Here is a 20,677-nt window from a genome sequence, read left to right on the forward strand (position 1 = left end):
TTATTTGGCACCAGTCCTAGACCGGCTTGTCAGCATAAAGGGAATAGCCGCGGCGATAAATCCGCTGCCCATGGCTACCAGCCAGTCGTCCAGGTGCAGGGGTGACAGGTGTAGCAAGTCGGCCAAAGCCGGGACCTGAATCAGCAAAACACTGACAAGCATGGTGAAGACCACCAAAACCCGGGACGCCAGGGTGCGCAGCCTGCTCAGGGCAATAGTAATACCGGCACTGACGCTGGTCAGTGCAACCAGGGCCATGGCTCTGGCATGCTCCACATCTTGTATCGTCCCCAGGCTGCGGATATAGGCAAAGGTGATCAGCAAGGTAAAAACAATCCCGCTGAAAACGATGACACCCCAGTGTCGCCGTGAGAAAAACCGGGCCGGCCCATTGGTTTGAGCGGGGGCAAGGTGCGAGGTGTCGGCACTGTTTTGAAACACCAGCAACGCCGTGGGATGAATGATCATCTCCAGCCAAACGATATGTATCGGCAGATAAAGAACGGGATATCCGAGAAAAGGGATGACCGCGGCGGTTAAAACCAAGGGAATGTGGACCAGCAGCAGGTATTCAAAACTCAGGCGTAGATTATTAAAGAGCTGGCGCCCCTCGGCGATCGCCTGCACTATGCTGCGAAAGTTATCGTCGAGCAAAATAATCGCCGCGGCCTCATGGGCACCGCGGGTACCGCGCTCGCCCATGGCAATGCCGATATCCGCCGACTGAATGGCCGGCACGTCGTTTACCCCATCTCCCGTAACCGCCACTATATCGCCACCTTGCTTAAGCGCCTGCACCAGCGCTAGCTTTTGCGCGGGCACGGCGCGCGCGATAACATCCACCTCTGCTAACACCCGGCTCTCGCGGTTTGTTAGACTGCTTGCCAAGGCTTCTCCTTCTATCACCCTGGGCTTCCCCTGGTGCAGGCCTATTTCGCTGGCAATGGCCGTCGCCGTAGCAGGATGATCCCCCGTCACCATAATGACCCGAATTCCAGCTTGCTGGCAGAGCTCCACGGCTTCTTTTACACCGTCGCGCAGTGGGTCTTCAAACGCCAGCAGCCCGGCCAACGTAAAACCCTGCTCAGGCTCCTGATCGCAGCGGGCCTGGTCATCCAACTCTTGCCAGGCGCAGGCGATCACCTTGTGCCCTGTTCCCGCCAGCTTTTCGACCTGATGTTGCCACCGCTCTATATCAGTCTCACCAAGATCGCACAGGGCCATTATGGTTTCCGGTGCGCCTTTGACCGCGATGAGTTTCGTTGTTTCTTCCCTAATCACCGCCGTCTCGCGCTTGCGATCTTCGGTAAAGGGAAAAGTACGTAATACTGTATGCTCCAGTGGAGCACTTGATGCGAGGATAGCCTGATCCATAGGGTCACCGCTGTCCGCTCGGGATGCATAGGCAGCAATCTGCAGCAGCCGTGTATCGTCGATGTCGCCGACCGCGTAGTGATGCGCGAGTTGCAGGCGCCCCTCGGTTAAGGTGCCCGTTTTATCCGTACAGATACAAGAAACCCGGCCTATGTTCTCTACCACCACGGCACGCCTCACCAAGGCCTGACGACGCGCCAGCCGATAGACTCCCACCCCGAGAAAGAAGGTGAGCACCACGGGAAACTCTTCCGGCAGCGCCGCTACGGCCAGGGTCAGCCCGCTCAGCAGCGCATCGATGAGGCCATGCCCCTGGTAAAGGCGGGTTCCGGCCAAGAGCACACAAATGACACTGGCAATAATGAGCAGCACCTTAACCAGCTCGGCCACGGCCAGTTGCAAGGGTGTGCGCTGATGACCGCCGTGGAGCACCGACTGAATAATTTCACCGTACAAGGTGCCTTTCCCGGTATGGGTTACCAGCATACGGCCCGAGCCGGTCAGTACACGGGTACCGGCATATCCCCAATGCGTCGCCGCAACCCGCTCGGTCGCCTTTAGCTTATCCGGCTCTTGCAGTGCCAGCTTGTGTACCGGAAAGGCTTCCCCGGTCAAGGTTGACTCATCGACCTGAAGCTGCTGCACGCCAACGAATACTCCGTCCGCCGGCAGCGAGTCGCCAGGGTCTAAAAGCACCAGGTCACCGGGCACCAGTTCCACGGACGCAATGGTGAGCTCTTTAGCGTGACGCACAACCCGCGCCTGGGAAGCCAGACGACGCCCCAGGCTTTGGGTTGAGGCTTGAGTGCGCCGATGAAGGTAAGCATCCATGCCAAGAAAGGGTATCAGGGCCAGCAACAAAATGCCGGCTTCGGTCAATTCGCCGGTGACAGCAAACAGTCCGCTGGTGATCAGTAAAAACCACAGCATAGGATCTTTGATGGTGTCGATAATCAAAGCCCAAAGGCCGCCGCTGACCTGCTCGGCAATACGGTTATCGCCATAGCGTATGCGCCGTTGCGTTATTTCCGCATCATCGAGCCCAGAGTCGGCTTTTTTCAAGTCATCCAGTCTCTCGGGAGGAATTGTGCGTTGCATAGCGGCGCTCTTGGCTCAGGTTCATAACCCACTAAATATAGGCCGCTTTATAAGGGGGCGATAGGACAACATAAGCCCGGTTGGATAATGAGCTATTGCGAAGGGATTGCGTAGGAGCATGATTTGAAAGCAAATTTACGTAGGAAAAGTGCCAACCGTATTCAGGATGAGTCAATTGCATTAAAAAAGGCGCTTCCGCGCCTTTTTTATTTCCTCTCAACCTATGATTACTCTACGGTAACCGACTTGGCTAGGTTACGAGGCTGGTCGACGTCCGTGCCCTTGATTACGGCGACGTAGTAAGACAGCAGCTGTAATGGGATGGTGTAGACCACAGGAGCAATCACATTTTCAACATGATTGACGTTGATCACACGCATGGTGTCGTCAGACTCGAAGTGTGAATCCTTATCCGCGAACACATAGATGATGCCGCCACGGGCGCGCACTTCTTCCACGTTTGATTTCAGCTTCTCCAACAACTCGTTGTTTGGCGCCACAACGATGATCGGCATATCCGCATCGATTAACGCCAATGGACCGTGCTTCAACTCACCCGCCGCATAGGCTTCGGCGTGAATGTAAGAGATCTCTTTGAGTTTCAGCGCCCCTTCCATGGCGATGGGGTACTGAGAGCCACGACCAAGGAACAACGAGTGATGCTTGTCGGCGAATTCTTCCGCCAGGGCTTCGATGTCGTCGGCAAGCAAGAGTGCTTCTTCCAACTTGTTTGGCAGAGTCTTAATGGCGTTAACGATTTCCGCCTGGTTTAGGCCTTTTTCCTGGGCAATCGACGCGGTTAGCATCAATAAGCCAACAAGTTGTGTGGTGAAGGCCTTGGTTGAAGCCACGCCGATCTCGGCGCCGGCCTTGGTCATAAAGGCCAAGTCAGATTCACGCACCAATGACGAGCCAGGCACGTTACAGATAGTCATAGAGCCCATATAGCCCTGCTCTTTGGCCAGGCGCAAGGCGGCCAGGGTATCGGCAGTTTCACCGGATTGAGAAATGGTTACCAGCAGGCTGTTCGGGTGCACAAACGACTCACGATAACGGAACTCGGAAGCAATCTCGACATTACAGCTGACGCCGGCAAACTGCTCCAGCCAGTAACGGGCCACCATGCCCGAGTGGTAAGAGGTACCACAGGCAATGATCTGTACGTGCTGCACGTCTTTAAAGATCTGCGTGGCGCTGTCGCCAAAGGCATCCACGGCTACGCGGTCATCTTGTAAACGGCCTTCCAGGGTGTTGCGCACCGCCATCGGCTGCTCGTAAATTTCTTTAAGCATATAGTGGCGATATTCGCCCTTGCCCGAGGCGTCCTGAGTGATGTTTGATTCCACCACCTCACGCTCCACCGGCTCGCCGTTCAGGTCGAAAATCTCGACGCTGTCACGGGTAATACGCGCCACATCACCTTCTTCCAGGAAGATAAAGCTACGAGTTACAGGTAATAGTGCCAGCTGATCGGAGGCGATAAAGTTCTCGCCCAGACCCAGACCAATTACCAGCGGGCTGCCTGAGCGGGCAACGATGATTTCATTGTCGTTGGCCTTGTCGAATACTACGGTACCGTAGGCGCCTTCAAGCTGCTTAACCGCGGCCTGTACCGCGCTTAACAGGGTGTCGTGTTGCTGGCGTAACTGGTGGATCAGGTGCACCATGACCTCGGTATCGGTTTCCGATAGGAAAGTATAACCATCTCCCTTCAACGCTTCGCGCAGGCTAGAGTGGTTTTCAATGATGCCGTTGTGTACCAAAGCCAGTTCATTGTTCGACAAATGCGGGTGCGCATTGGCTTCGGTTACACCACCGTGGGTGGCCCAACGGGTATGAGCGATACCGGTAGTGCCGGATACACCGGCATCGTTTAAGGCGCTCTCAAGCATGGCAACCTTGCCCACGGCTTTAACGCTGTTTAGAGTATTGCCCTGTAGCAAGGCCACACCGGCCGAGTCATAGCCACGGTATTCAAGGCGCTTTAGGCCTTCAACTAAAATCTTGTTTACTGGGCGCTCTGCAACGGCACCAACTATTCCACACATAAATTCTCCATTTGCACGTATGTGTTGTCTTTTTGCCCTATGTTGTCGGTCGGGCTTATTCGTTTACCTCGGCACAGATCAGCTGCACGCCATGGGCGCTTATTTCCCGGCGCAACTCGGGCGCCAGGTTGCTGTCGGTGATAAGCGTGCTGACCTGTTGCCAAGGCAGTTCTAAATTCGGGATACGGCGACCGATTTTTTCCGACTCCACCAGCACCACCACGTCGCGAGCGGCCTCAGCCATCACCTGGCTTAAACCGATAAGCTCGTTAAAGGTGGTGGTTCCACGGGAAACATCGATACCATCGGCGCCTATAAACAGGGTATCGAAATCGTAAGAGCGCAGTACCTGCTCGGCAACCTGGCCCTGGAAGGACTCGGAATGCGGGTCCCAGGTGCCACCCGTCATCAGCAGGGTGGGCTCATTCTCCAACGCCAGTAGCCGGCTGGCCACATTGATGGCATTGGTCATCACCACCAGGCCGCGTTTAGAAGCCAGCTCGGGGATCATCGCCGCCGTGGTGCGGCCGCTGTCGATAATGATGCGGTGGTGATCTTTAATCAGCTGCGCCGCCGCCTTAGCAATGGCGCGCTTGCGCGCCGAGTCTTGCGACTCGCTGCCGGCGACTATCTCTTTCGGCAGCGCAATGGCGCCACCATAACGGCGCAATAGCAGACCGCTTTGCTCTAACGAGGCCAAGTCCTTTCGAATCGTAACTTCTGAGGTATGTAACTGCTCCGCCAAGGCTTCAACCGACACTTCACCCAGCTCATTAACCTGGTTAAGTATGGTGTGGCGGCGCTGTTGAGTGTTACGTTTGGTCATTTAGCAATAAATAAGTTTCGATTCGAAAGATGCGCATTATAGTCGAAACTTTAAGCAAAGCTCAACCTGTTATTCCCAGCACATCACTAAGGATTGATTTTACATAGATGTAACATTTCTGTATTCTCAAAGCTGCTTTTTATAGCGCACAAGGACGAAAAGCTATGCGTACACTAATTTATATCACTCTGATTTTATGTAACTTCCCTTCACTAGCGGCTATTTCTAAATGGACCAGTTTTAGCCAAAGTAATGGCCATATCACCATTCCTGTTACCGTTGAAGGCATTGAAACTCACGCCATACTCGACACCGGCGCACAAATACATGCCATCAATAGCTCATTTATCTTAAAAAATAAGCTCGATTTAACCGCCGCGGGCAGGATCAGGGTCAAAGGTGTTTACGGCACTGAAGACAAAAAAACATATAACCAAGTCGAATTAAGCCTGTTCGGGTTCGATACCCAAATAGACGGCTTAGTTGCAGCTCAATTGGGTTTTCACACAAATGGCATTCTGCTCGGTGCTGGCTTCTTCGATAAATTCATAGTGCAAATAGACTACCCGAACAGTCGTATGCGTTTAATAACGCGAGACAGCCTAGATCTAGGTGATCTGGAAAACATCGAAATGCGCGCGCAGCGTGGCACTGGAAGACCCATAGTGAAGGTCGCTTTGGGCGAAGAGCGCAGCGCTTGGTTGTTACTCGATACCGGCAGTAATGGCGGCTTAACCATCAAACGCTCTGTAGCCGATAGTCTCGGCTGGTTAGACAATAAAGAGCTCAGCACCGGGATTAGCATGGGGGTCAATACCTTGGCCACCACCAACTCTTTGCGTATCGACGAATTTAAATTTGGCCCCTATACGCTGGAAAATGTACTTGTAAGCGTACCGGGTGAAGGACAAAGTGCAAACCTGGAGGAGCAATTCTCAACGACTGGTACCCGCATTAAATCCGCGAAGGTCGAAGGGATCCTCGGTTACGATATTCTCAAACACTTTGTCGTCACCATAGATTACAAGTTTGGCCACGCCCATATAGGCCTGCCCGAGGAGCAATAAGCACCTCAGCTCAAACTTCGTAACTCCATATCACAGGTGTGATCATCCAGGTCATCTTGCGGCCCCAGCTCTTCATAAGCTGACTGCATTTTTAACAACGCCTGGGTGGCACCGAGCGCCGATAACGCCCGCTCTGCTTCACGCAGCGAATTAAAAGACTTGGTAACCTCATGATGATCAGCCAAAATATGATAGTTACCCAAGGTATCTATCACCCCTGCCAGATAGTGATTGGCGTCAGCATAACTGAGGATAATAGCGCGATAGTGACTATCCGCGATGGCCGCTTTTAGTAGATTGGCTTGCATGGTGTGGCTCCTAAAATGTGCTCACCTACTTTAAAGGTAGCAGAGGAATAAAAGGAGTTAAAAGCATCTGTTTTTATGCCTGCTCGCTTATAATCAAAAAAGCACCTCTGAGGCTTATAGCGCGGCCTTTTGGCGATATCTGTCGGGGTGCTTACTGGGTGCTCAGAGACGCAGTAAATGTGCGCTCTCAACCCGCCTTTGTGCTATGTTCAAGTACAGAGGGAACCACCTGGAAAATAGGTGGTCTATTTTGAGGGTCTGCTGACTCACAGAACAAAAATAATATTTAGGTGTGGCTCAGTCACTTAAGCCAGCGCTCAGTTTTAGCTCACTTTGTGTTCAGGTTAACAGATTAAGCTCACACCCTTTCGCTCTTACTACCCAAGTAGCGCACATATAACTTTTTATCTTAATAACACTGAATTTTTATGTATCGAATTTTACTTATTTCTTTTTTTCTGGTGTTGGCTGGCTGTCAAACCACGCCGTCAAACGATAACCAGACGCAGCAGGATGTGACTGCTGCGGATAACCAGAACAGTGCCGGCACAAGCACAACCGATAATGCTAGCGCCAAGCAGAGCGAGCAGCAAACCAAAACAGCAAGCACACTGACACCACAGCAGGTTGAGGATGTGTGGCAACGTATTCGCATGCAACTGAGCTTTGCCGACTCAAAGCATCCCGCGGTGCAGCAACGCATCGACTGGTATTTATCGCACCCTAACTATATGGAAGAGATCAGCCGCCGCGCCGAGCCCTATCTGTACCACATAGTTACCGAGGTGGAAAAACGCGAACTGCCCATTGAGCTGGCACTGATGCCGCTGATCGAAAGCGACTTTGATGCCAGTGCTTATTCTCATAAGCATGCCTCGGGTCTGTGGCAGCTCACCCCATCTTTGGCCAAATATTTTGGCGTGAAAATCAGTCCTTGGTATGACGGTCGTCAGGATGTGATCGACAGTACTCAGGCGGCATTGGACTTTATCGAGTATCTGCATAAGCGCTTTGACGGCGACTGGTATCACACCATAGCCGCCTATAACGTCGGCGAAGGCCGTGTGTTAAAGGCCATTGAAAACAATAAAAAAGCCGGTAAAAGCACCGACTTTTTCGCCCTGAAATTGCCCAAGCAAACTCGCCACTATGTGCCTAAATTGCTGGCGGCGGTGCAACTGCTTAAGCATCAGAAAATGGAGTTTCCGCTGATAGCCAACCAGCCAAGCATTACCACCTTGCCACTGTCAGGTGCCGTGGTGCTGGCCGATAAAACGAAATGGGGCAATCTGGAACAACTTAACCATGGCGTGATCCGCTTTCCGGCCATCATAGACGCCCCACACATAGTTGTGCCGGTAGAGGACAAGCAGCAATGGCAGACGCTGATCGCCGACCAGCAAAACGGCGATTACAGCCAGTGGCAAAATTACACCATAGCAAAAGGCGATAGCCTGAGCGTTATCGCCAAACGTTATTCGCTCACGGTGCAGCAATTAAAAACCTTTAATAATCTGAAGTCGGATCGCATCCGTATAGGTGACAAGCTGATTTTGCCGGTACTGGCGGATGAGCAAATTGAATACAAGGTGGCCTCCGGCGATAGCCTGTGGAAAATAGCCCGTCGTTATCAGGTGAGCGTGGCCAAGCTCAAGCAGTGGAATAATCTCTCTAAAGACACCCTGCGTATTGGCGAAACCCTAACGCTGTTTTTATCACGCAGCTAATCCCCATATAAATAAGGCCGCTAAAAAGCGGCCTTATTATTTTCTAAACTACATAATGGTCACGACATCACGCTAATCTTCATTATTGCCATACCAGTTAAACTTGCGGGTCAGCATCATGATCAAACTAAGCACCGCAAATACCAGGGTCGCCCCCATCAACAAGGCATAATCCTCCGCCGCCAGCAGGCTAAACAAAACCCCATACAGCAGCGCAATAGCGCCGAAGAATACCGCTCCCTGGCGCGAACTGTGCAGCATACCCGCCACATAAATGCTTAACAGCAAACTCGAGGCCAAGGCCGATACCAGGTAAGCCAGATTAAAGCCAAAGTGTTCGCTGAGCGATACCAGCAGCAAATAGAACACGGCTATGGCCAGGCCGACAAAACCATATTGCACCGGATGAATCGCATCTTTGCGCAGGATCTCCAGTAAAAAGAAACTTGAAAACACCAGCACCAAAACCAAGAGTGCATAGTTAGTGGCGCGATGACTTTTCAGGTAATGATCGACCCCATCCACCAGGTTTACGCCCAGGCTGCGCTCCCTTAAGTTACTGCAATCGCCCTTGCTGCGCACGCAGTTGCCAAACAGCTCCTGCATATTGGTAGCGAAGAAGTTGGTCTGCCATTTTGCGGTAAATTGTTCACTATCTATGCTGGAAGAGGTTGGTAAGTAGTCACCAACAAAGCTCGGGTGAGGCCAGTCCGCTGTCATGGTGACATGAGTTTCTTCACCCACGGGGGCAATAGCAAAACGCTTCATGCCTTGCAGGTTAAGATTGATCTGCACCGCCACCTTGTCCCGTGCCAGCAGAGTCTGTAAATCCACAGCCGCATGCACGCCATCGGCCAGTTGTTTAATCTGACTGCCGGGCTGAAACACCAGTGACTCACCGGCCATTTGCACAGCGCTGCCAACGCCAATGCCGCGAATATCCTGCACCACCATCACCAGATTCAGCTTGGTAATATTCTTGTCGGCATAGTCCTTGAGTTTGCGCGTGTTAAAGGTGGCGGAAATATCGTTTTGCGAGCGATAAAGGTTGGCTTTATAGATGCCGCGAAACTTCTCATAGGTGCTTAGCTGCGCCTGCCATTTTAACTCGCTCGGCAAGAATACCTGCTTGTGTAGCACGGAATAGCTTTGCCCCTGCTCGTTATGCTTGGTTTCCATATATTCTAAATACAGAAACGGTCCTATTATGCCTTGCTCGCCACTGCTGCTACGGGCGATTTCCTGCTGCACTTCCTGATGGCGCTCGGAGCGCTCCATTATCAGCCCCTTGATCATCATAATTGGCACCAAGATAAGCAGTACAAGGCCGGCGATAATGAGTAATTTGTTACCTAATTTTTGTCTCATTTATTAAACTCCATGTGATGAATAAACCTAGCTTATTCAACAAGGTTGGAGTTTAGGTGCGGCTAATGTGGAGATTTTATGGAGTTGTAAAGATCAAGGTCACGCGCACCCCGTCGGACTCATTGGTAATAAGTAACTTACCTTGGTGCAATTGCATTATCTGCTCAACAAAGGTCAGGCCCAGGCCAGAACTCTTGTGGCCATTATCGCGCGGCAACGAATAAAAGCGCTCACACACCTTGCTAAGAGCATAATCGGGGATAGCCGGGCCCTGATTAAAAACCTGTATCAGGGTGCGATCTGGCTCCGTCTGCACAGACACACTCACCTCACCGCCAACAACAACAAAATCGAGGGCATTTTCCAGTAAATTGTAGAGCGCCTGTTGCACCAAGAAGGCATCACCAAGCAGACTTTGCCCAGGGTCACAATTAACCTGCATCTGCACCCGTTTCTGGGTGATGGTGGCCAGCATGGATTCACATACTCGGTTAATTAAAGGCGCCAATTCAATCGCCCTCTTGCTCTGTAATTGCGGCTGCTTTTCAAGCCGGGCCAGAGCCAGGAGGTTGTCGATCAGCTGCTGCATGCGCTCACTTTCTTTCTCAATATTACTAGCAAAGAGTCGCTGCTTTTGCTCCGTCAGCGGCGTTTGTAACAGCTCGCTGGCTCCTTTTATGGCACTCAGTGGGCTTTTCAGCTCATGTGTCAGGGTTTGCACATATTGTTCCACATAGTTTTTACCATCCAGTTTGGCACGCATGGCCGCCAGCGCCTCACTCAGCTGCCCGTATTCATAGAAGATGCGAAATACCGGTTGCCTGGCCTTTTCGCCACGACCCAGTTTGGCCGCATAGTTTGCCAGCTTATCCAGCGCCGTATTGATACGCCAGGCGATCAAGGCACCGAGCAACAAGGCCACCACACTCATCACCACCAGCCAGGTCAGCACCCGATATTTAGCTTTATCGATAAAGGGTTGCACCGAGCGATTGGCCTTGGCCACGGTGACACTGCCAATGATCTCACCATCCCCGCGAATGGGCGCCGCCACATGCATGACGGTAGAGGTCGGATCCTCGCCCTCTTGTATGCTTGAGCGCGCCCCATACTCGCCACGCAGCGTCAGGTAAACATCGTTCCATCGGGAAAAGTCAGCGCCAACATCCCGCTGCCAGGAATCAACCAGGACGATACCGTTAGCATCGGTTATATAAATTCTGTGGTTAATACTGCTTTTATCCACGCCCCAGATCGCCGCGTTCGGGTCACGTTGACCAAAATGGCTCAGAAGCTCGGCAAATTCACTGTTCGATAAGGTGCCCTGCTGCAGGTGGGGAGCCGCCAAGGTTGCCAGCAGGTTGGCCATATCCACCAGGGTTTCTTCACTCACCTGGCGCACCGTGGGTTTAATCTCCCGCATCACGGTCGAGCTGACCACATAGGTAGTCAAGGCCACCACTACAACATACAAGAGAAAAAGCCGCAGACCGAGAGGAATGCGCGGCCATTGAAACAATTTATCGACCCAGGAGCGGTCGTTACTTTGGCTCATAAAAGTACCCGAAACCGCGCTTGGTGTGGATCACCTCAGCCAGGTCATGGCTCTTCAACTTGTGTCGAATGGCCTTGATATGGGAGTCGATATTGCGGGCATAATGAGATGCGTTGGCCATATCCGCGGCACACATAAGTTGCTCACGGCTAAATACCTGTCGCGGATGACTATGGAGTTTGTGTAGCAGTTTATACTCCAGCGCTGTTAATTGCAGCGCCTGTGCGCCGACATAAAAGTCATACTGGCGGGCATGCAGATCTGTACTTACCTGCGCCGCTGCGGGTTCTGGAGTGTCGCTCCTGACCATACGTAACTTAATGCGGGCCAGCACCTCGCGGGGACTAAAGGGCTTGGTAACATAGTCATCGGCGCCGATTTCCAGACCCACCACCCTGTCGATTTCATCACTGCGGGCGGTTAAAAAGATAATGGGCACAGTAGAGAAGCTGCGTATCTGTTTACACAGTTCAAAGCCATTACCATCGGGCAGACCCACATCGAGCAACACCAAAGCCACCTGCTCATCTTGTATAACGGCCAGCCCCTGCGCGGCGGTAGCACACCAGCTGACGCTCAACCCCGCTTGTTCTATTACATGCACCAGGGTATCGGCTATGGCCGGCTCATCTTCAATCACCACTATCTGTTGGTTCGTCATGCAGGTGTCCATTGGGTCTATTTTTTATTTTCCCCACATATAGTTACAGGACGTTCACCGTTAATCAAGAAAGCAGCGGTGGTAATAAGTGAAAAGATAAACAGGCCTAAAACACTATTCGCACACAGGCTCCATTTAATACTCTACTTTGCTCCAATTGCAGATCGGCGTCGTGCCACAGGCACAACTTGCTAACGATAGATAAGCCCAGACCCACGCCGGTTTGCTCGCGCTGGGCAACCTGATGGTTTTTAACAAATGCCTGCAACAGCCTGCCACTGAGTTGCTCATTAAAGCCTGGGCCATCATCGGCCACGCTCAACTCAATACCATGCGGGTGAGCACGCAAACTGATATGAATTTGGGTGTGGGCAAAACGTACGGCGTTGCTCATTAAATTGGTGAGAATACGCAGGAAACTGCGCCTATCCACCTCAATCACATCACAGTGACAATCTATATGTATGTTCAAATCGCTATAGATACGAAATTTATCACAGCCCTGCTCCAACAGCTCCCTGGCATCATGGACGACCGGACGGATCACTGGCTTGCATTGATTCAGTTCGGCATAGGTGAGGAACTCCTCCACCAGCATTTCCAGCTCGGTGATATCTTGCAACACGCTATTGCAGTCAACTGCACCACTGGGCTGGTGGGCGGCCATTTCCAGGGCAAATTTAGCGCGACTAATGGGCGTGAAGAAATCATGAGATACCGCATTGATCAGCTGACGCTGGTAGTCGCTTTGGTTTTGTAACTCTTCGGCCATTTCATCAAAGGCATCGCCGATGCGTTTAATCGCACTTAAACGCCCAAGCCTGGCCTGAGCGGCAAAATTACCGACGGAAATCTTATTGCTGGCCTGACGCAGCCGGGTGAGATCGCGAAACAAGGGCCAACACACCAGCAGCACAGCCACCGCGACACTGGTATAAAACAGCAGGCTGATCAGCGCTTGTTGCTGTTCCCTCTGCGCCCGCGGCAAGGGGCCAAGCACTAAGATGCGCTGCCGGCTGCCGTCCAGGTAATAAAATAGCAACTGATTGTCTTGATCCAGCATAGGCACCACGGCACCGCTGCGCAGTTGCTCGTCTATATGGGGATCAAAGTGAATATCGGTGAGGGTGATTGCGCTGATAAGGTGACTGGCCTGTGGGTTAGGCGCTTGCAGCATGCCCCGAGCCAGGGCAAGCTCGGCGTCACTGGCAATGGCGGTGTCGCCGAGATGGCTGTTAATCAGCCAGGCGCTTATGCCTAAGCACAGCACCAGGGTTGAAAAAAGGTAGCCATAAACCTTGAGCACTTAACTCACTTCCACGCATCCGGAGAAAGAATATAACCCTTACCCCATACCGTGATAATACGACTGGGGTGCTCATCGGCATCCCCTAATTTTTTACGTAATCGGCTCACACGTCCATCTATGGTGCGATTCTGACCATCGTATTGGCGGCCAATGGCGGCCTCGAATAAATGCTCCCGACTCACCACCTGACCGACATTAAAGGCCAACTTCTCCAATAAATCGAATTCGCCGGTGGTGAGCTCGAGGCGGTCTCCATTTAAACTCGCCTGACGCTGATAACGATTGATCACCAGATTACCTATGGTCAGTGTCTGCGACTGGGCGGCATTCTTAGCACAGTATTTCAGTTCATTGCGACGCAGGCAGTGGTTAATACGCGCCAGTAAAATAGAAGGTGAAATAGGCTTAGTCAGGTAGTCCTCGGCACCCAGTTCCAGGGCATGAATATGATCCACATGACTTTGCCGTGCGGTGAGAAAAATAACCGGCACCGAATACTGGCGCTGCAGCTCTTCAAAAACCTTGAAGCCGTCGCTTTCTGGTAAGCCGATATCGAGTAATACCAGATCATAGCGCCGCTTCACCATTTCAAATGCCGCTATATGCGGTGAGCTAATATGGGTCACAGAAAAGCCATGAGATATTAGGAAGGTAGAGATAAGCTCGGCCAATTTCAGGTCGTCTTCGACATAAAGAATAGATTTTTGTTGTTCACTCATTAAAAAATACTCCAAGCTACCTTGCGACGCTTTTGATTTAGAAAGTGACGTTGCACGTCGATCATCACCTGTGCAACTCGCTGCTTATCTTGCTTACGCACTAGGTAAATCATCACATCGGACGCTGCTTCCAATGACAATTTATAGTGCTGAGCACGATTGGGGACGTCGCAAATTAGTTTTGGCTCACCGGCTTCCACCTGCAAGCAATAGGTCGTGGTAGGCTCTCCTTGCCAACTTAATAATAGGTTTATCTGGCAACTGGTTTGAGTGGTCACGCAGGTTCCCGGCTTCGCCTTGATATAGTGCTTTTCAAGCGCGCTGGCGTTGCCGCTGTGCATAAGCAAGGTGACCAGGGTTATGAAAAGCTGCATCGCCACACGTTGACTCATCAGAAACTCCAAGCCACCCCGGCGTAGTAAGAAAGCAAATGTTGCTTCGATACTAGCGGACTGTCGGCAATTTCACTGTCTAGCACCTGCCATTTAAGATCGGAAATAAATCGCCAATCTTCGTTAATTTGATATTGGTAGGTTAGCTGCAGGCCTTTATTGAACGCATGCTGTGGCTGATACAACGAAAAACCAGCGGCAATTTCCTGGCGGTGACTGCCATAATAGTATTTGGTTATTTCATTACTCTGGTATTGAAGCTCAGCCGCGGCAACGAGTAAATGCTTATGCCACCGCTGATAACGAGAAAGCACCAGCGCGCCTTCTTGACCATGGTGATAATTGGTCACTTCAGTAAAATAGCTCGCACTAAGACGCCATTGCTGCCAATCAAAGAGGTACTGGGCGCCAGCCAAAAAGGATAACTCCCGATCGGGTATTTTGGTGATATCCCCCACTCTTTTCGATACTTTGGGTTGTTGTGGCTCTTGCTGGGTGCTGGGCGGGCGCGGCGCCCCTGGCCTCACGGTGGACGTCAAAGAAGCAACAACCGAGCTCGCTGCCAGGCTATCAATAAAATACAAACCATCACGATTCATTTTACTGATGAAGGACAGCTGGTGGTTGTCGTTACTCAGGGGTGTCCAAGATAGTTCAAAATTGCTAAAGGCAAAGTCGCCATAAAACACTTCGACTTTAGGGATCACATACAAGGGAATATCATCGGCATCATGAATCGGGTTCTCGATCTCACCATAACCGGCGCTAAGACCAAACTGCCATCCTGATTGAGCGGTGTAGATAGTTTCTTCACTCGCACTCACAGCGCCACTCAATAGCGCAATTATCAGAAATAGCCCCGCCTTATTCACCTTGCTACCGACTCTCATTAATGAAAAACACCGCTTTAATTGAGGTAGCAGCATCGCCCGAGGGGGGGTGCCAGTCAACGCAATTAATGTACACTTTTGTAACAATTTAGAAACTCTATTAATAAGAAAAAAATGTGCTGGTGGGTAAGAAAAAAAGCCAATTGTTTCCAATTGGCTTTTACTTACTAGGGTCTATGAAAGTTAACCGTTACGAGCTCTGCGAAGCAGTGCTAACGGCATGAATAGCAATAACATCCAGGCCATAGAACCACCTGATGATTTTGCTTTCACTGGCTCTTCAGGCGTTACTTGTACTGGATATGTACAGCTACCATCATCAGTGTCAGCCGATGCATCGTAGTTAGTTGCGGCTGGGTCAGTACAACCTAACACTTCAACTGGCTCTGGATATGTACAGCTACCGTCATCAGTATTGGCTAACACATCAAAGTTAGTTGCTGTAGGGTCGGTACAACCTAGCTCTTCGCCATCGGAAACCACCATTAGCATAAAGGTTTGCGAGGCCATATCGGTGCCGTTAACACTGTCTTTAACCGTCACGGTAATTTCGGTTTCACCGTGGAAGTTAGCAGTCGGTGTTAAGGTCACGGCTGAACCAGAGTCATGGCCACTCACTTGCGCGGCTACGTTGTCACCGGTTACCAGGATTTCATTACTCACCCCGTTTTTATCTGCGTAGATAACATCGAAGCTGACAGACTCGTTCTCAGCAACAGAAAGGTCTTTTAAGTCTACCAAGGTGATGTTACCCATTACCTCTAGATCTACGCTCAAGCGCTCGGTGTCTGAACCTTCAAGGCCATTGTTCACGTACAATGTATGTACCTGATTAGCTGCTTTTTCAGAAACATAGGCATCAAAGCTCACACTGAACTTAGAGATTTCTGGACCTGTGTAGTCCATACAAACTACTAAGCCGTCATGTACAAGGTCGTTGATGTTGTCATAAGCGAAACCATCACCAATATTTACATCCATTGGGATGTCACCATTGACTAAGATGCGACCATCGGCAGCTTTAAAGCCGATAGAGCCCTGATTATCAACCAGATTAACGTTGTCGTAAGCAAACATCAGCTCGTACTCACCCGGCTCATAGTTGATGCCCATACGCATAAACATTTCAAAGTCGACACTTTGACCGTCGGTGTAAGTACGCTCAACGTTATCCCACTCCAGTACTAACCACTCACGTGAGTAAGTAAAGGTTGGCGTGATACCCGCATTAGGATCGCCTTCAACACGAGAGCTTGCGTCAATGCGCTCAGGAATAGTGTTATCACCTACCCAGAAAGGCGCGATGATGTAAGGTGGCGGAGGCGGCATGCTCGCTGCACGTGGGAATTCAACGTGGAACGGCGTTGTACGGCCCGTATCACCAAAGGTTACCAGACCTGCTGGGTTTAGCTTGATTGAGTCGAAGTGATACTTGTTAAAGAATGGGAACTTCACATCCATATCGGTTTGCATCAATTCTTTAAATGAGTACTTATATTCGTTTCTGTAATTACCTTCTACACCTTCAAGCGTGCGCCAACCTAGGTCACGCAAGTTCAGATAATCCGGGTACGGTGAGTTACCCGCTAACAGTGAACAGCTCTGATCCGTGATATTAGTTGTAATGATGTAGTTACGGACAACGTCTTTAGTTGTGTCCTGTACACCAACCAATGACAACATGTTATCTGTTACTTCAGGTGTCACAGGTGTAGAAGCCGTAGAAACAATACTGTCGGCAATGATCTGAATGCCTTCAGGGAATTCAGTGGTCAACGCAAAGTTGCGCGCCTGCGTTTCATTGTTAGCAATCACATCAACGGTGAAGTTAACAACATCGCCTGGGCTCGCCTTGTGCTTGTCTGCAGTGAAGGTAACGTCATCATCAATTTGCGTGACAAGTACAGGTACATAACCTAGGTTACCTGCATCTTCAGGGTTTGAACCAAGGTCGAAACCACCAAAGTAGATATCACCGATTTCCATTTCTGGTAGGTTGTACGCAAGATTGACATTGTATTGTTCGTAGCCAGAAATTTGCTGCTCGGCACTAACAACCAAGCCACCCATATCCTGACCTACAACACCGGTTGCTATGGTCACATCACGGCCTTCATCTACTTCACCGTAAGGAACATAGGCTGTGCTCATAAACACAGTGAAATAATCACCCGCATTCGGCTCAACGATGTTACAGAAGTTGTTGATGTTGTAGTTGGTAGACATACAAAGCACTTCGTCCATGCTGGCCATACCATCACCATTGGCGTCCTGACCTGTAAAGAGGATCATACGCTCAGTGATACCAGCGCCAACCACGCTCGCGCTGTACATCTTGCTGCCTTCAGGCACTTGTGTCCACTCGACGTGGTTAATGTTAACCATTTCACCTTCTTCTTCATGAAGATCAAATGGGTCTCCAGCGGTTGGATCTGAGAAGAATTTAAGGGTCTTCGCATCACCTTTAACCATGCCGTAGCTACGTGCTGTGAAGTCTGTTACTTCTGCGGTATTGAATGGACCTACTTCGATAGCAGCAGAAGTACGGTGTGCCTCAACTTTAACGTAGTCAGGAAGACCGCGGTCACCAGTGAAAGTCCATACTGGCAATTCAAGTACAGGTGAAGCACTGTTGTTGGAAACCAGCGTCACTTGGCCTTGGTTACCACTTAGATCTATGTAGCTAGCTGCACTTGAGTGCGGCTTACTGGTGGCGGTAATAACGATTTGCTGCGTTTCACCGGCTTTAATATCAAATTGTGCCGGCTCAGCAGTTAATTCGAAGGCACCAATCCACTCTTCAGTGTGTACCGTCCAACTTGCGTCTTCTGTCGCAGTGAACTCACGCACGAATGTACAGCTTGTTGGACATGTATTATCCACAACATAGGCTGTGTTCAGGTCTTCTGCGTGACCACCCGTTGACGGGTTGGCATCGGCCATATCGGCGATATCTTGATGCAGGGTTAGGCCTGCTTTGTCGGCCAACTCAACACGCATGCGGCCCGCACCCATGTCTTGTAAGCTCGACTTGATACCATCATCTTTATAGTTGCTTAGGAAACGAGCATTGGTTAGATCGTTACCAGCAGTTAACATCAATGCCGATTGCACCTGAGATACAGACCACTCCGGGTGAGATTGTTGTAGCAAGGCAGCGGCACCGGCAACGTCGGACTCGCCATTGAGGTACCCGACATGGTTTGCCAATCAGCGGTGCGTGGGTTGTTGGTGAATGGCTGATCATCCGAGCTCGGCGCATAGATATCTACACCCGGTGCTGCGATATCCACCAGCATGGTATCGATACCAAAATAAGATGGGCCACGGCCTGAGAAGTAGGCTACGCGCTCTTTGTCTACCGGCACAATCTCACTCTGGGCACCGGTGACTGTACCCATATGACCTGAGCCTGAGTCCAGCCAATTGAGAAGCTCAGTACTATCGGCATTGGTAATATGAATTGCCGGTAATGGGTGCGGAAGCACTGGAATAGATGCGCTATCCTGGAAGCTAAAGCGGTTGTAAATGATGACACCTTCAGCACCACCCGCTGCAACGTTATTTGCTTTTTCGTACAGCGGACGCGAGCTACGACGACAGGTAACAATCACGTCTTGTGTGCTTTCATCGATATCTACCGTGGCCGGGTCATCCGCTAAATCAAATGTACCAGCAGGGAATGGGATATCACAATCCGCGATGTTGAATGAGTTTGTACCCGGGTTCTCAAAGTTTTCCGCCTTAACAATAAGGCCTGTCACTTCTTCAAATGTTGAAGAGTAACCCTTGATAGCGGCCGGCGCAGCAGTGTCACCGCCGGACATGTTTGCCAACGACTTTGCACCGAAGTCAACAATTGAAGACGGTGAATGAGCAGCAACCGTAGTTACCCAAGGTGATGAGTGGTCGGCTGTGCTTAATTCAGGGCCTGAGTTACCCGCAGCTACGGCAACGAATACACCGGCATTGGCAGCATTGAAGAATGCTTGTTCAATTGGGTCTAGCCAAGGATCTTCTTCAAGACCACCCAGTGACGCATTCAGTACATCAACATTGTCGATGATCGATTGCTCAATAGCCGCCAGAATAGTGGTTGTTGGACAGCCCGCATAGGGGTCGCCCGAACCGCCTGGCCAACATACCTGGTAAGAGATGATATTAGCGTGTGGTGCCATACCAGATACTTCTTCAAAGACCAGATCCGTTGCCACACCCGTTGATTGCGCCGCAGCGTCCGCTAGCTTGAATGGTACATCATAAAGAATGTTACCCGCTGCAGTACCCGCTACGTGTGAACCGTGGCTGTTATAGTCTTCACCATAGGCCGGGCGCGACTCTGCAAACACAGGATCACTGTAGGTATTGGTGATTTCAGGGTAAGAGTAAATACCAATTAGCTTGTTATTACACTTGTCTGAGAATGCAGCGCTCGCACAGTCACCCAAGAATGTTTCACCTAGTGGATTTTCGTGAACATAGCCATCACCACCCACTTCAGCAAAAGATGGGTGGTCTGAATTGATACCAGTATCAATTACACCCACAACCATGCCTTCACCTTTATTAGAGCCGCCACCAAAAGCATTAGCCCATAGTTGCTTCGCACCTGTTTGTTCAATGGTGTTAAAGGTTGAAAGTTCATACACTTTTGAGCGGGTAATGCGTTTTACACCCGGTACTTTAGCCAAACGCATCGCTTCGTCTTGCGTCATGCTGGTGGTGAAGGCATTAATTGCCACCGAGTAGGAGCGCTCAACATTCACGCTTAAGCCTTGCAAAGCGCTGGCTTGGGTAATGAAGTTTTGACGCTGAGAGCTCAGGTATTTGTTATAACTAGAAAGTTCCTGTGTATTTAGGTTCAGGGGCTGGCCTTGTTGAGTGCGAGCACTGGTTACGACTGATTTTGTTTCAGCCAGACCTTTAATTTGACCATCGTACGCCGACAGTGGCGCATCCTCTAGCTCGACAATATATGTATGCTCACCATGCACACCCTCTTCCGCGCGGAAGATCTTTCCCTGTTTTTTTACAGTTTGAGCAACGTCGCCCGACCAATGCATTTCTTCAATCATAGGTTTTGGCGCGTAGTCTGATGATGGTGCAACCCATTGCTCGGCAGAAGCATTCACGGCACTGGCCGCTGAACTGCCGATATACAAGGCTGAAGCCACCATAAAGGAGACTTTTTTCAAGTTAAACATACTTAACCTTCGGTGTTGTTTATTTTTTGTAATGAAGTTGTAATAACTTCCCCACGCCGATGGTTATGTTTTATTCATATACCTGCAATTTACTGGTAATAAAAAAGACACTTTGATGCACTTTGTGACAT

The 20,677-nt window shown here is 50.6% G+C and carries 15 protein-coding genes; 2 read left to right on the top strand and 13 right to left on the bottom strand.

Annotated features, from left to right (window positions below; genetic code table 11):
- The 3 genes from C2M17_RS12945 to C2M17_RS12955 all read right to left on the bottom strand — a co-directional run bounded on the left by C2M17_RS12945 (position 1) and on the right by C2M17_RS12955 (position 5,346).
- Positions 1–2,472, bottom strand: coding sequence for a cation-translocating P-type ATPase (locus C2M17_RS12945; RefSeq protein WP_105201162.1), 2,472 nt, complete (start codon positions 2,470–2,472; stop codon positions 1–3).
- Positions 2,473–2,699: 227 nt separating this feature from the next.
- Entirely contained in the window at positions 2,700–4,520 is a 1,821-nt protein-coding gene (gene glmS, locus C2M17_RS12950) for a glutamine--fructose-6-phosphate transaminase (isomerizing) (RefSeq protein ID WP_105201163.1), read from the bottom strand.
- Between the two features lie 55 nt (positions 4,521–4,575).
- Entirely contained in the window at positions 4,576–5,346 is a 771-nt protein-coding gene (locus C2M17_RS12955) for a DeoR/GlpR family DNA-binding transcription regulator (protein ID WP_105201164.1), read from the bottom strand.
- Positions 5,347–5,510: 164 nt separating this feature from the next.
- Between C2M17_RS12955 and C2M17_RS12960 the strand changes: the two genes are divergently transcribed.
- Positions 5,511–6,413, top strand: a complete 903-nt coding sequence (locus C2M17_RS12960; RefSeq protein ID WP_105201165.1) for a retroviral-like aspartic protease family protein — start codon at positions 5,511–5,513, stop codon at positions 6,411–6,413.
- Between the two features lie 5 nt (positions 6,414–6,418).
- Here C2M17_RS12960 and C2M17_RS12965 read toward each other — a convergent pair whose 3' ends face one another.
- Positions 6,419–6,721: a DUF6482 family protein gene (locus C2M17_RS12965; protein WP_105201166.1), complete on the bottom strand. Its 303-nt coding sequence runs from the start codon at positions 6,719–6,721 to the stop codon at positions 6,419–6,421.
- A gap of 428 nt (positions 6,722–7,149) precedes the next feature.
- Between C2M17_RS12965 and C2M17_RS12970 the strand changes: the two genes are divergently transcribed.
- The gene (locus tag C2M17_RS12970; protein ID WP_105201167.1) at positions 7,150–8,448 is read left to right on the top strand and encodes a LysM peptidoglycan-binding domain-containing protein; all 1,299 of its coding nucleotides are present in this window, start codon (positions 7,150–7,152) and stop codon (positions 8,446–8,448) included.
- 72 nt (positions 8,449–8,520) lie between these two features.
- On the opposite strand, the gene creD is transcribed toward C2M17_RS12970, so the two are convergent.
- From creD to C2M17_RS16085, 9 genes are all read right to left on the bottom strand, one after another.
- Positions 8,521–9,816 (bottom strand): cell envelope integrity protein CreD, encoded by a 1,296-nt coding sequence (creD, locus tag C2M17_RS12975; protein ID WP_105201168.1) that lies wholly within the window; start codon positions 9,814–9,816, stop codon positions 8,521–8,523.
- Between the two features lie 76 nt (positions 9,817–9,892).
- Entirely contained in the window at positions 9,893–11,371 is a 1,479-nt protein-coding gene (gene creC / locus C2M17_RS12980; RefSeq protein ID WP_199774424.1) for a two-component system sensor histidine kinase CreC, read from the bottom strand.
- Entirely contained in the window at positions 11,358–12,032 is a 675-nt protein-coding gene (locus C2M17_RS12985) for a response regulator (protein WP_105201169.1), read from the bottom strand. Before C2M17_RS12985 ends, creC begins: the two co-directional genes overlap by 14 nt.
- A gap of 106 nt (positions 12,033–12,138) precedes the next feature.
- Positions 12,139–13,338, bottom strand: coding sequence for an ATP-binding protein (locus C2M17_RS12990; protein WP_105201170.1), 1,200 nt, complete (start codon positions 13,336–13,338; stop codon positions 12,139–12,141).
- Between the two features lie 5 nt (positions 13,339–13,343).
- Positions 13,344–14,060 (bottom strand): response regulator transcription factor, encoded by a 717-nt coding sequence (locus tag C2M17_RS12995; protein ID WP_105201171.1) that lies wholly within the window; start codon positions 14,058–14,060, stop codon positions 13,344–13,346.
- Positions 14,060–14,452 carry a DUF3019 domain-containing protein gene (locus C2M17_RS13000; RefSeq protein ID WP_105201172.1) on the bottom strand — a complete coding sequence of 131 codons (393 nt, stop codon included), beginning with the start codon at positions 14,450–14,452 and terminating at the stop codon, positions 14,060–14,062. Before C2M17_RS13000 ends, C2M17_RS12995 begins: the two co-directional genes overlap by 1 nt.
- Positions 14,452–15,276, bottom strand: a complete 825-nt coding sequence (locus C2M17_RS13005; protein WP_158677978.1) for a MipA/OmpV family protein — start codon at positions 15,274–15,276, stop codon at positions 14,452–14,454. The genes C2M17_RS13000 and C2M17_RS13005 overlap by 1 nt, the downstream gene beginning before the upstream one ends.
- Before the next feature lie 249 nt (positions 15,277–15,525).
- Positions 15,526–18,552 carry an Ig-like domain-containing protein gene (locus tag C2M17_RS16080; protein ID WP_233997994.1) on the bottom strand — a complete coding sequence of 1,009 codons (3,027 nt, stop codon included), beginning with the start codon at positions 18,550–18,552 and terminating at the stop codon, positions 15,526–15,528.
- Positions 18,441–20,546: a S8 family serine peptidase gene (locus tag C2M17_RS16085; protein ID WP_233997995.1), complete on the bottom strand. Its 2,106-nt coding sequence runs from the start codon at positions 20,544–20,546 to the stop codon at positions 18,441–18,443. The genes C2M17_RS16080 and C2M17_RS16085 overlap by 112 nt, the downstream gene beginning before the upstream one ends.
- Between the last annotated feature and the right edge of the window lie 131 nt (positions 20,547–20,677).

It is taken from the genome of Pseudoalteromonas sp. T1lg10 (assembly GCF_002964545.1).
GTDB lineage: Bacteria > Pseudomonadota > Gammaproteobacteria > Enterobacterales > Alteromonadaceae > Pseudoalteromonas.

Coding starts and splice junctions, on each gene's coding strand:
- C2M17_RS12945 (WP_105201162.1), bottom strand. CDS start 2,472: ATGCAACGCACAATTCCTCCCGAGAGACTGGATGACTTGAAAAAAGCC.
- glmS (WP_105201163.1), bottom strand. CDS start 4,520: ATGTGTGGAATAGTTGGTGCCGTTGCAGAGCGCCCAGTAAACAAGATT.
- C2M17_RS12955 (WP_105201164.1), bottom strand. CDS start 5,346: ATGACCAAACGTAACACTCAACAGCGCCGCCACACCATACTTAACCAG.
- C2M17_RS12960 (WP_105201165.1), top strand. CDS start 5,511: ATGCGTACACTAATTTATATCACTCTGATTTTATGTAACTTCCCTTCA.
- C2M17_RS12965 (WP_105201166.1), bottom strand. CDS start 6,721: ATGCAAGCCAATCTACTAAAAGCGGCCATCGCGGATAGTCACTATCGC.
- C2M17_RS12970 (WP_105201167.1), top strand. CDS start 7,150: ATGTATCGAATTTTACTTATTTCTTTTTTTCTGGTGTTGGCTGGCTGT.
- creD (WP_105201168.1), bottom strand. CDS start 9,816: ATGAGACAAAAATTAGGTAACAAATTACTCATTATCGCCGGCCTTGTA.
- creC (WP_199774424.1), bottom strand. CDS start 11,371: ATGAGCCAAAGTAACGACCGCTCCTGGGTCGATAAATTGTTTCAATGG.
- C2M17_RS12985 (WP_105201169.1), bottom strand. CDS start 12,032: ATGACGAACCAACAGATAGTGGTGATTGAAGATGAGCCGGCCATAGCC.
- C2M17_RS12995 (WP_105201171.1), bottom strand. CDS start 14,060: ATGAGTGAACAACAAAAATCTATTCTTTATGTCGAAGACGACCTGAAA.
- C2M17_RS13000 (WP_105201172.1), bottom strand. CDS start 14,452: ATGAGTCAACGTGTGGCGATGCAGCTTTTCATAACCCTGGTCACCTTG.
- C2M17_RS16085 (WP_233997995.1), bottom strand. CDS start 20,546: ATGTTTAACTTGAAAAAAGTCTCCTTTATGGTGGCTTCAGCCTTGTAT.